Source organism: Alkalibacillus haloalkaliphilus (assembly GCF_007991275.1).
GTDB classification, from domain to species: Bacteria; Bacillota; Bacilli; order Bacillales; family Alkalibacillaceae; genus Alkalibacillus; species Alkalibacillus haloalkaliphilus.
This window is the reverse complement of sequence record NZ_BJYA01000001.1, coordinates 1-13,144: the sequence shown is the minus strand read 5'-3', so window position 1 is coordinate 13,144 and position 13,144 is coordinate 1. Positions and strand designations below refer to the sequence as shown.

Here is a 13,144-nt window from a genome sequence, read left to right as displayed (position 1 = left end):
AATCAAAGTTGGAAGTGGTTAACGTGTTACGAGCGGTCAAACGAGCAGTGTCCAAAGCCCTTGATTGGATCCTATATACATTGCTCAAACCATCACAAAAAGAAAAGCTAAGCAATTTACTAACAGACAATCAAAAAGCAAAAGTGAAATCAGTATTGAAACCCGGTAAAAAACAACAACAAGTTCGTAAAATTGAACGAGCGAAGTTCAAGCTTTACGAGCTTGGTTTTTACGAAAAAGCAATCGAAGAACTAAACGACTTTTTTAAACAAGACGATAATCAATTTTTAAAAAAGCTGGCTGGAATAGAGCTGGCTCTTTGGCATGCCAATAAATATACAGAAGAAGACGACAAAGAAACACTCTCAATATTAGAGGAAATTAAGCCATTAACTAAAGACGAAACAGAACAACAACGGATCGCTATTATGGAAGCAGAGTCATTAAGAAACTTAGGTGAGTACAACCAGGCAATTAACACACTTGAGCCTTACAAGAATACTAACAATCCTGACATCTTCTTAGCTATGGCTAATGCTCATACCAATGAACAAGACCAATTAAAGTGGATTAACAAAGTATACGAACAGCATGGTGAAAAGACAGTCCATTTCACGGACAAAAATTACGATTTATACGACCGCCTTGATGTGACAGATGATCAATTACAGCCAGTTGATGAAGAAGGAAAAGTGTCCATTATTGTTCCAGTTTATAATGCCGGTAACATGATTGAAATTGCTATTGAATCGTTAAGGAAACAAACTTGGCGTAACCTTGAAATTATCGTCGTTGATGATTGTAGCCAAGACGATACGTTTGAATTAGCCAAACAATATGAATCAATTGATGACAGAATTAAAGTGATCCAAACAGAACAAAATGGTGGAGCTTATACAGCCAGGAATACAGCACTTAATGTAGCAACGGGTGACTTTATTACAATAAATGACGCTGATGATTGGTCACATCCACTTAAAATTGAAACACAAGTACGCGATCTAATTGAAAACACTAATATTATGGGGAACTTTTCACAACAAGCGCGAGCAACAGAACAGCTTGAATTTTATCGCCGCGGTAAATTCGGCCAGTTCATTTTCCCAAACATGTCATCTTTCATGTTCCGTAAAGAAGTACTTCATGAATTAGGCTATTGGGATCAAGTCCGTTTCGGTGGCGATGCCGAGTTCGTCAAAAGAGTGAAAATCACATACGGTGAGAAGTCCGTTAAGTACTTAACGACCGCACCACTCTCATTCCAACGTCAATCGAGTGGTTCGCTGACGGCTAGTTCAGCATTCGGCTTTCCAGGTTACTTCATGGGGGCAAGAAGAGAATATCGTGATGCTCAAGCAGCTTATCACGAGCAAAATCCAGATCAGTTGAAATACGATTTCCCAATGACAACTCGACCTTTCCCAGTACCTGAGCCGATGAAGCCAAACCGTGAATCGAAACAAAATGGTCGACGTCACTTTGATGTTATTATCGTGTCAGAATTTCGCTTACTTGGCGGAACGAACATGTCGAACATTGAAGAGATTAAAGCACAAAGAGACTTAGGTTTGATAACAGGACTCGTTCAACTATCAAGATACGAGCTCAATTCATTAAAAGAAATGAACCCGAAAGTACGAGAACAAATTGACGGTGAACAAGTCCAACTAATCGTTTATGGTGAGAAAGTAAGCTGTGACGTCTTAGTATTAAGACATCCACCGATTTTAGAAGAACGTCAAACGTATTTACCTGACATAGAAGCGAAAAGTGTCCAAGTCATTGTTAACCAGACACCAAAGCGAGATTATAGCGAAACAGGCGAGACACTTTATGAAATCCCAACAAGTGTGAAACGGTTAAATGAATACTTCGGAACAGCTGGCACATGGTCACCTATTGGACCTGTTATGCGAGATGCGTTACTAACTTATCATAAAGAAGATCTCAATCTCATTAATCTATCAGACGAAGATTGGATTAACATTATTAACATCGATGAATGGAGACGTGACAAGCGACCTAACCATGACAAAGTAGTGATCGGTCGCCATTCAAGAGACCATGCTGTTAAATGGCCAACGTCAGAAGAAGAACTGTTTAAAGTTTATCCAAACACTGACCCTTATGAAGTGCGAATTTTAGGAGGGGCTAAAGCGCCAGTTGAACTGTTAGGAAAACAGCCAGATAACTGGACAATCTATCAGTTTGGCGACATGCATCCTAAAGAATTCCTTAAAGAGATCGATGTATTTGCGTACTACACTCACCCAGAGCTTAAAGAAGCCTTTGGTCGAGTCATTTTTGAAGCGATGGCCGTTGGGGTACCAGTCATTTTACCACCAGTGTTCGAACCCGTCTTTAAAGAAGCAGCGATTTATGCTGAAACAGATAAAGTACTCTCAATTGTCGATCAATTAATGGCAGGCGACGAGATGTATGAGAACCAAGTGAACATTGCTTTAGAATACGTCGAAAAGCATTTCGGATATCAAAAACACGCCGACCGTTTAAAGGAGTGCCGAAAAGATGTCTAAACAAGACACTAACCATGTTGAAAAACAACTCGAAGAAGCAAGACAACTTAATGAACAATTAACAGTCGAATACTATTCGAAAAGAAGGCATTACAACACCGTCAGACATAACATGGTTAGTCGTCTAGTATCTGAAAGGCTACCCGTCGTGAAGCGGAATATCCGCTTGGCGAAAAAGTATGCAACGCGTAAACGAAGCCCTAGAGAGTTCATTAACCCAAAGATTAACGAACAAAAAGCAACGAAAAAAGTAAACAAAGTCAAATATCAACTATACGAAATGGGCTTTACGTATAAAGGTTTAGAAGAACTCGACTATATGTACAACAAGTCAGATATAAAAGCTGTTAGAATGCGTGCAGGATTCGAATTAGGCTTATGGTGTGCGAACCAATACGACCAACAATCAGCGTTAAAAGCAATTGACTATTTAGACACAGTTATTAAAAAAGACCGCAATGCTAAGCGTAAAGAGCAAGCAACGGTTTTAAAAGCTGAGTCACTGCAATTATTAGGACAGACTGAAGAAGCAAATGAGCTCATTGATCAAGCACTTAAATTAAACGTACATGCCGATCTGTTATTAGCTAAAGCAAGTTTAGCATCAAACTTTAGCCGAAAAATCGTCTATATTAATAAAGCATTAAAACAAACTAACCTTAAACCATTACTTAGTCAAAAGAGCCAAGACACGAACGACTACAACGCATTACTTAACGTAACACCTGATTTACCAAAGAAGCTTTACGATAAGCTCGTCACAGTCATTATTCCAGCTTATAACTCAGCTGATACAATCCATGTTGCGATTGAATCGATGCTGAAGCAAACATATGAAAACTTAGAAATTATCATTGTCGATGATTGCAGCCAAGATGAAACTTATAAAGCTGCGAAACTTTATGAACAACGTGACAGCCGAGTGAAAGTAATCCAAACGAGTCAGAATAGTGGCCCTTATGTTGCAAGAAATGACGCCTTAAACATCGCAAACGGTGACTTCATCACCATTAACGATGCTGACGACTGGTCACATCCTGAAAAAATCGAAATTCAAGCGCGTCATCTAATCGACAACTCTAAATTCATCGCTAACACGTCAGAACAAGCAAGATTAACTGATGAGATGGAGTTTTACCGACGTGGTCGACCAGGCACTTACATTTTCCCAAACATGTCATCACTCATGTTCAGAAAAGAAGCATTAGACAAACTAGGCTATTGGGATAGCGTACGTTTTGGTGCTGACGGGGAGTTTAAAACAAGACTTAAACTCATCTTCGGCAAGGAAGCAGTCCACGACATGAAATCAGGACCACTTTCTTTTCAAAGACAATCATCAAGCTCACTTACAGGCAGTTCAGCTTTCGGTTATCCAGGATTTTTCATGGGAGCACGTAAAGAATATAAAGAATCGCAAACGAACTATCATGAAACGCATCAAGACAATTTATATTACCCGTACCCAATGGAGAATCGACTGTATCCAGTACCTGAACCAATGAAGCCGAACCGCGAGTTAAAACAAAACGGCAGACGTCACTTTGATGTCATCATTGTGTCTGACTTCCGTTTACTCGGCGGAACGAACATGTCGAACATTGAAGAGGTTAAAGCACAAAAACAAGCTAATTTAAAAACAGGACTCGTCCAACTTAATCGATTCGATGTCACATCTTCAAGACAAATCAACCCACAAGTTCGAAAGCAAATCGATGGCGAACAAGTGTCGATGGTTGTTTATGGAGAGCAAGTGAGTTGTGATCTACTCATCGTAAGGCATCCGCCGATCTTACAAGAATGGCAAAAGTACGTACCAGACATTGAAGCTAAGCAGCTTAAAGTCATCGTGAATCAAACACCGAAACACGAGTACAGCGAAGGGGCTCGAACGCTTTACGATATTAAAAAAACAGCGAAACGAGCACAAGACTATTTCGGTAAAAAAGGCATTTGGCATCCAATCGGACCTGTCATGCGAGAAAGCTTAGAAAAGTACCACCAAGAAGACCTAAAGCACATTAATTTATCGAAAGAAGACTGGTTAAATATAATTAATCTTGAAGAATGGAAACGTTCAAACAAGCCAAACAATGATAAAATAAAAATAGGACGACACTCACGTGACCATTACGTAAAGTGGCCGAACGACAAACAAGTCTTACTATCGGTTTATCCAGAGAAAGATCCGTTTGAAGTACACATATTAGGTGGCGCAAAATCACCAGTCGAATTATTAGGCTACCAACCTGATAACTGGACGATTTACGCATTTGGCGAAAAAGATCCTAAAGAGTTTTTAAAAGATCTCGACATTTTCTTATACTATACACACCCAGACTTAATGGAAGCATTCGGTCGTGTTATGTTTGAAGCGATGTCAGTAGGCATTCCAGTCATTCTGCCACCAATCTATAAGCCAGTATTCGGTGAAGCGGCGATTTATGTAGAATGGCCAGATGTACAGAAGACGATTTTAGATCTTATGGACAACCCCGAATGGTATGATCAACAAGTACAAACAGCATTCCATTATGTTGAGAGAACATTCGGTTATTCATTACACCACAACCGAATTGCAGGTGCTTTAACAGATTCAGAAGGAATTTAACTTGAAGGAGGGAAGGCCATGAGCCCTGACCCTATTAAAGATCAGATGGAGCTTAAAAAACTAAAAAATGAAAACAAACAGCTAGAGAAAGACATTAATCAGATCGAAAAAAGCCGTTGGTACAAAATCGCAAAGGTGCTCGCTTGGCCTTCTAAACTATTCAAACCATCTAAAGAAATAGCGGCTTATAAAGAAGCTTACAAGCAAGCATTAGAAGAGAATGAGGCGTTGAGGCAAGAGGTCGCTCAATTACAAATAGAACATCCAGAAGTTGATCAAGCGCTGAATTATAAAGAGCTAAAACAGACAGGTCAGACATTAGCGTTAACCGAGAACTTACTTGAGCAAAAGCAAAAAATAGACAATCAATATAATGAAGCGATGAACAAGCTAGCTAGGTCTTATCACAACGAACAGAAGCCGTTTAGACGTGAACTATATCAAACAATGATTGATCACCTAAACGTAGAAGAAATACCAGAGTATATCATTCGCTACGGCAATTTAGACCGGAACGTTGACTTAAGTAAAATGTCATCTTTCACAGCATTACTCAACTTACAAGCTAGCCGTTCACAACAGCAACAAAACCCGATTGAAAAGCAACTAGACGATAAGATGGCCGCTTATAATTTAGCTGATATGCTTAGATTAAACAGACCTTGGACAAGTCCAGTCTATATAGGCTTTGAAACAGTACCAGAACAGTATCCAACAGTGATTAAGCCAACAGAAGGAGCAGGTTCCCGCGGTGTTTATTTAGCGATGGAACCTAATCAAATCATTAATATTAAAACAGGTGAACTCCTTAATAATTGGCAACAATTAAGTCAATCTATTAGTGAAGACTTATCTAAAGGACACGTACTAAAAGATGAATGGTACATGGAAGAGCTAGTAGAAGAGAATGGGAAATCGACAACAGATTATAAATTTTATACATTTTATGGAGAAGTTGCACTCATATTAGAAATAACAAGGGTTCCTGAGGTGAAATATTGTTGGTGGAGTAAAGACGGTAAACGTGTTAGCTTAGCCAAGTATGATGATAGATTATACAAAGGTAAAGGCGTTTCACAAGAGATTATTGATCAAGTGGAAACAATTAGCCAAGAAATCCCTTTACCGTTTATGCGTATAGATTTCATGAAGTCAGAAGAAGATTACATTTTTAATGAGTTTACACCTTATCCAGGTAATTACGATGAATTCGATCGTGAAACAGATCAGAAGTTAGGACAATATTATTTAAATGCAGAAACAAGAATTAAAGCTGATTTATTAAAAGGGAAAGAATATAACATCTTTCATCAATGGAATTATGAATTAGCAACATCCGAGGAGGACCAAGATGGATAATATCAATGAGGAATGGCTACCCCATCTACAGCCATCAATGATTGAAAATGCACAAGGTTATCAACTTGATGCATACTTAATGGCTTTAGAAGGTTGGAGAAGAGGCCTGACTCTTAAATGGCATGTTAAAGATTCTGAGAAATTTAAAGATATAAGAACTTGGTACGTAGAAAAGCCAGGACATCTCTTTTCATTAAGTTCTAAAGAACGTGTTCATTACTTCTTTAAAACAAGAGGTGACCTCGTTTCTAACGGAGCAGTCGATATTGGTAAAGACAAACAACAGACGAAAGTTCACTTAGAACGAGAAGGAGTTAGAACACCTCAAGGCCAAGAACTGACACAACTTGAGTCAATTGACCTTGCTAAAGAAGTTGCTAATAAAGTAGGGTATCCAGTCGTTGTGAAACCTTCAGATGGAAGTTACGGTAGAGGGGTTTTCACTAACATTGGTACAGAAGAAGATTTAGAGAACGCTATTACCTATATCCAGAAAACTCTTGAAACAAATGACATTATAATTGAAGAGCACATCCCAGGTGACGAACATCGGCTATATGTAGTAGGCGACAAAGTCGTTGGAGCGATGTTAAGAGAACCGGCTAATGTGACTGGTGATGGCGAAAATACAGTAAAACAGCTAATCGGAATAAAAAACGAACAAAAGAAACGCAACCCTAGACTAGTTAGTTGTTTAATTAAGCAAAATCCGGAGACACGACACTTTATTGAAAAACAAGGTTATACGCTACAATCAGTGTTACCAGAAGGCGAGAAGCTATACTTAACTGATAAAAGTAATATCTCAATTGGTGGTGACCCAATTAGTGTAACGGATGAATTACCACAAACAGTGAAAGATGTAGCTGTTGCAGCAGTAAAAGCCATTCCAGGGTTAGTGCACAGTGCAGTCGATTTAATTGTAGACCGAAGCGGTGATCAAGTTGAAGGGGTCGTTTTAGAACTAAACCCGACAGCTCAAATTGGTGGACTTGTCTTCCCGATGAAAGGTAAGCCAAATGATATTCCAAAAGCAATCATTGATTACTACTTCCCGGATACAGAACCAATTACTCAAGATTCAAGTAAACTTTACTTTGACTTAGAAACAGTACTTGAGCCTTTATTGACTCGTACGGCTAAAGTTGCAGCTATGTCACCAACTCCTAAAGGTGAACTACATGCGAAGAAGTATATCGTAACAGGTGATGTGAGTAACCACGGTTTCCACTTAGGACTACGTAAACAATTATTTGAGCGTTACTTATTCGGACGAATTGTCATGCTTGAAGACGATAGTATAGAGGTTATTGCAGCAGGTACCGACCCTGAAGCAGTCGAAGAATTTAAAGAAGCAATATACGAAGACCCAGAAAGGTCAGAAATTGAAAGTGTAACTGAAGAAGCGTATGATGGAGCATTAAATATCGGTGTCGAGATCAAAACAGCTAAACACCTTCAATTAGAACGTGCACAAGAATTACAGCAATCATTAGAGTTAATTAACCAAGAGCTACATTCACTCGAAAAGAACTACAAGACTTACTTGAAAAGCTTCTCTTGGAGAATATCCTATCCTATTCGACTGGTCGGTGCTATTTTTAAATCGATCAGAAGATCTTAATTAAAATTAGGGAGTAATGAATAATGAAAGACCAACAAATGATTACATTACCTCATTTAACAAATGACGTAGTGCGACAAGCGAAAAAAACAAAACTATGCGCCTACTCCGTTGCATTAGAAGGATGGCGACGAGGTCTTAACTTAAAATGGTATACGAAAGATTCTGAGCACTTTCAAGACATGGTGATCTTCGGCGTAAACCCACCAGGACGACTTTTTTCTTTAAGTAGTGGTGAGCATACACACTATTTCTTTAGAACACGCGGGGATAAAATAACGAATGAAGCAGTAGAGATTGGATCAGACAAAGATGAGACGAAACGTTATTTATTAAACCAAGACGTTCCATGTCCAATAGGGAAATTGTTTAATGGAGAGCATTCTGATGAAGACATTGTTAAACAAGCTTCAGAAGAGATCCAGTACCCACTTGTTATAAAGCCTGTAGACGGAAGTTTAGGAAATGGTGTTATTACAAACATCCGAAACGATGAAGAGCTATATCATGCTTTACGTTATGTCCGTGATGAGTTAGGCTATCAAGACATCATTGCCGAACGTTATATTACAGGTGAAGAATATCGAGTTTATGTCATTGAAGACGAAGTTGTAGCAGCTTATAACCGAGTACCAGCGAACGTTGTTGGAGACGGTGAACATACAATTGAACAATTAATAAACCGCAAAAATAAAGAACGACGTAAAAATGCTCGACTTCACAGTTGCCTAATAGAAGTCGATATAGAAATTACCGAGTTTATTGAAAAAGCAGGGTACAACTACGATAGCATTCCAGAAGAAGGAGAATTAATTTACCTTCGCGAGAAAACGAATGTATCTTCTGGTGGAGACCCAATAGATGTGACAGACACTATTCCTACTGAGATTAAAGAAGTAGCAGTTAAGTCATTAAAAGCTGTACCAGGCCTTTACCATGGTGGGGTTGACATTATTTACGATGAAAACACTGGTATACCACCAGTCGTCATCGAATTGAACCCAACCGCACAAATTGGAGGAATCCTTTACCCTTCAGAAGGTAAAGCACGTGACATTCCAAAAGCGATTGTCGATTACTACTTCCCCGAAACGAAAGAGATCGACACAAGCAAGTCGAAAGTCTATTTCGATCTAAATGCAGTACTAGAACCCTTAACAGACCGCTCAGCAGTTGAAGTTGAAGTTAGTGATGCTCCTGATGGCAAACTTTACGCGCGTAAGTACACACTAAAGGGACGTGTGCGACGTAACTCATTCCATCAATGGATGAAAGAACAAGCCCAATCACTTGGCCTTCATGGTTACGTGCAACGATCATTAAAAGATGAAGTTGAAGTTGTTGTGGCCGGTACGAGCAGAGAAAAGGTTCGTGAATTTAGAGAGCTATTAAACAATCCACCGAAGAAAGTGAAGATCCGACAAATTGAATCAGACCGTTATGAGGATCCGATTAAGATTGGGTTTGAAATAGATGAGCCATATAATCCTAAAAGTTTCAAGTCACTAGGGTCTGCAATCTATAATATGGAGCGTGAACTTCAAAAGAGTCATAAGAGAAAAGAGAAGTTAGAGAAAGAAATAGATAAGATTATCACGAGTACATCTTGGGAAAAAACTAGCAACATAAGAAGTATAACCCGAAAGTTAAGACCTTCAAAATAACTTGTTGCATCTCTTACTTAGAAAGGTGATTTAAATGAATCTTGACAAAGTTGAAAGGTATGATTGGTTACCACACTTAGAAACTTCAATTCCTGAGTTTGCTTTTGGAGATAAAATCGATATGTACGTTATGGCTTTAGAGGGGTGGCGTAGAGGCTTAACTTTAAGATTTGTAGGAATAGGTGAAAAAAGCCTAGTTCGTTTTAAATTAAGCGATGGAAAAAAAGAACACAGTTTTTCAGTAACAAGAGGGGACTTAGTATCAAAAGAAGCTGTAAACATTTGTGTTAATAAAGATCTTACAAAACAGTACTTAGAAGGTGCAGAGGTTCCTGTACCGAAAGGGTATAAATACTCTAAAGAAACCCCTCTAGAAAACATATTAACTGATTTATCAGAGTTAAACTTTCCGTTTGTTGTTAAGCCAATTGATGGTAGAAGGGGTAAGGGTGTTATCTCAAATATCCAAAATGAACAACAGTTAATAGACTCTATAAAGTACTTAAGAGAAGATTTATTATGTGATGAGTTTATTGTGGAAGAACATTTTAATGGTGAAGAATACAGAGTTTATATCGTTGGTAATGATGTTGTAGGTGTTATAAAACGAGAACCGGCCAATATAATGGGGGATGGTCATAGTACAATTAGAGAACTGATCAGAATGAAGAACGAGCGAAGGAAAAAGGTCCCTAACCTTTATGCAAGGTTAATAAAAGTTGATAAGGAAACTGAAGGGATACTCAAAGAAAAGAATTATAATTTAGAAACTATTCTTAAAAAAGATGAAAAGCTTCTCCTAAGTCATAAGGCTAATCTTTCAACTGGAGGAGACTCAATAGACTATACGGATGAGTTGCCCTCTTCAGTTAAAGAGATTGCAATTAAAGGTCTAAAGTGTGTGCCAAATATGCCACATGGTGGTGTAGACATCTTATATAATGAGGAAACTGGAAAAGCAACGATAATTGAAATTAATAGCAGAGCTGGTGTAGGCGGGCACTTGTTCCCTTTAGAAGGCAAAGCAAGGGATATACCTAAAGCAATTATGGATTTTTATTTTCCTAACACCGTGGAATTTAAAAGGAATGAAAAGTTACACTTTGACTTGGAACAATACTGGAATCTAATTAAAGGTGGAAAAGCAAAAGAGATAGTTGTTCCTAATGTTAATATCAAAAAGAATAAAACTCAAAAATTCATCATTGAAACAGAATCTAAAACCCCTGATTTTCGTAAGTTTATCAACCAAGTAATTCTAAAACGTTACTCTAATGTGAGTATTACTATTTTTGGACAAACCAAAATTGAAATAGTGTTGAATGGAGAACAAGAAGTGCTAGGTGGTCTAAAAGTAAGTATACATGACTTCTTTAGCAGGAAAAAAGTAGAGTATAATATGAGTGAAAAAGAGTACCCAAACTCTATCTTACAAGGGGTTAATGTTAGGCATGTTGCGAAGAGAAATAATTTACGTAAACAAATAAATGAAAACGAAAAGCTAAGGAAGGAGATCAATAACCTACAAGATTTATTGAAAGAAAAATCTAATGAAGTTGAGAAACTACAAACTAGTAAGAGTTGGCGCTACACCAAGCCGATGAGAGCGGTAATGGGCTGGAAGCATAAACGTAATTAAAAAGGTGTTGTTATATCGTGTTAGTAGGAATGATGAGAAACTATAAAAATCCCACGCTATTAGCCAAATTAATAGCAATGAACTGTTGTTATTATGGTGTTGATTTTATTTATTTTAGGCCTGATGATGTTGACATGACATATAACAGTGTAAAAGGAAAAGTATTCAAGGGTGGGAAATGGCAAGTGGTCGAAAAACCGATTCCTGATTTTATAGATGTGACAAAATATGTTTTTAAACATAAAGAAGTGGTTAACTATCTAAAGAAAGTTACTACTCTTTCCGATAATGGACAACAAATGGTCAATAAAGAAATATTGTATAAACATTTAGAGCAAGATCCCGACTTAAAAGATATCATAATACCCAGTAAAGTTTATGAAGAGAAAAAAGACTTAATGGAATTCTTAGATCTTTATAATGAAATAATTCTTAAACCTATTGATGGTCAGAAAGGTAAGGGAATTAAATATATTAAAAAAGTAGGTAATGAGTATGAGTTGCTATTTCAAAAACATTCAAAGCAATTATCATATTATGAATTGATAGATTATTTAAATAACCTACCAAATGTTAATGATTTTGTTATACAAAAATATATTAGAGCAAAAACAAAGGAAGATGTACCTTTTGATTGTCGCGTTCACATGAACAAAGACCATAGTGGTGAATGGCAAATAGCAAAAAAATATATGAGGGTTGGATTAGGACAAAGAATATTATCAAACTTAAGCCAAGGCGGTGGGGTTGTTAATAGCAAAAACTTCCTGAAAGCTAATTACGGTACAAATTGGGAATTTATAAATGAAGAATTAACTAGATTATCTTTTGAATTATCAAAAAAGGTGGAAGTTATTAGGGATCAAAACCTTATGTCATTAGGGATAGATTTTGGTATAGATAAAAATGGAAAAATATACGTTTTCGAAACTAATTCTTCCCCTGGTGTTCAATTTATTGAGGCAAATGTCGCCTTGTTAAGAGCACAATATTATAGGTACATTATTGGAAGATTAAAGAATAAAATTTAAGTAAAAATCTCTATTTTTCGACAAGATGGTTTGAAGTATAATAAAGAAATAAAGGAGGGTAAATTTGAAGAAAAAGGTATTTTTATTGATTGCATTTTATTTGATGATTGTTAACATACCAATACATGCGGACGACTCAGAGCAAAATCATGAAGTAGAAAATGAAATACAAGAAGACGTTGATGAGGTAGAAAGTGAACCTAAAGATCAGGAGTCTCAAGAAGAGCTAGAATCTAGTGTAGAAACAAAGAGTACACACGGTGTATGCAGTGAAGAAAATGAGGAGTTTTGGTTTGGTCTGGAAAAGTTGAACTTCTTAAGTTCTTTAAATTCAGGCGAATGTGATTCTGAAAGGGTAATTGAAGCATTATCCTCTTTTCAAGAATATTATGAATTAGACGTAACAGAAGAGTTTGATGAAGAGACGGTTGATACCTTAAACAATGTTTTAGCAAGCCCGTTACAAAGTGGTAACTATCATGAAGATTCTGTAACTATTAAAGGTTATTTAATGTTACTAGGTTATGGGGAATTCTCCCAAACAACATATTTTGGTCCACAAACAGAATCAGCAGTTAAAGCTTTTCAAAGAGATTATAATCTAGTAGAGAACGGAATAGTAGATGATCCAACGCTATCAAAACTAGAATATGAGGCAACGAAACCTTTAGAAGAAGGG

General features: G+C 37.3%; 8 protein-coding genes. All 8 read left to right on the top strand.

The window, feature by feature from the left end; translation table 11 throughout:
* Positions 1 to 23 precede the first annotated feature (23 nt).
* A complete protein-coding gene (locus AHA02nite_RS00040; protein ID WP_146814075.1) occupies positions 24 to 2,537 on the top strand; it encodes a glycosyltransferase in 2,514 nt (837 codons plus the stop codon).
* Positions 2,530 to 5,148, top strand: a complete 2,619-nt coding sequence (locus AHA02nite_RS00035; protein ID WP_146813157.1) for a glycosyltransferase — start codon at positions 2,530 to 2,532, stop codon at positions 5,146 to 5,148. Before AHA02nite_RS00040 ends, AHA02nite_RS00035 begins: the two co-directional genes overlap by 8 nt.
* A gap of 18 nt (positions 5,149 to 5,166) precedes the next feature.
* Positions 5,167 to 6,507, top strand: coding sequence for an ATP-grasp fold amidoligase family protein (locus AHA02nite_RS00030; protein WP_146813155.1), 1,341 nt, complete (start codon positions 5,167 to 5,169; stop codon positions 6,505 to 6,507).
* Positions 6,500 to 8,131, top strand: a complete 1,632-nt coding sequence (locus AHA02nite_RS00025) for an acylphosphatase (protein ID WP_146813153.1) — start codon at positions 6,500 to 6,502, stop codon at positions 8,129 to 8,131. The genes AHA02nite_RS00030 and AHA02nite_RS00025 overlap by 8 nt, the downstream gene beginning before the upstream one ends.
* Before the next feature lie 23 nt (positions 8,132 to 8,154).
* Complete coding sequence (locus AHA02nite_RS00020) at positions 8,155 to 9,795, top strand: acylphosphatase (RefSeq protein ID WP_146813151.1); 1,641 nt, start codon at positions 8,155 to 8,157, stop codon at positions 9,793 to 9,795.
* 34 nt (positions 9,796 to 9,829) lie between these two features.
* On the top strand, positions 9,830 to 11,434 hold the full coding sequence (locus tag AHA02nite_RS00015; protein ID WP_146813149.1) for an ATP-grasp domain-containing protein: 1,605 nt from the start codon (positions 9,830 to 9,832) through the stop codon (positions 11,432 to 11,434).
* A 17-nt stretch (positions 11,435 to 11,451) separates the two neighbouring features.
* A complete protein-coding gene (locus tag AHA02nite_RS00010; RefSeq protein ID WP_146813147.1) occupies positions 11,452 to 12,465 on the top strand; it encodes a YheC/YheD family protein in 1,014 nt (337 codons plus the stop codon).
* Between the two features lie 64 nt (positions 12,466 to 12,529).
* Positions 12,530 to 13,144, top strand: a 615-nt coding sequence (locus AHA02nite_RS00005; RefSeq protein WP_170235924.1) for a peptidoglycan-binding domain-containing protein, incomplete at its 3' end; no start/stop codon positions are given.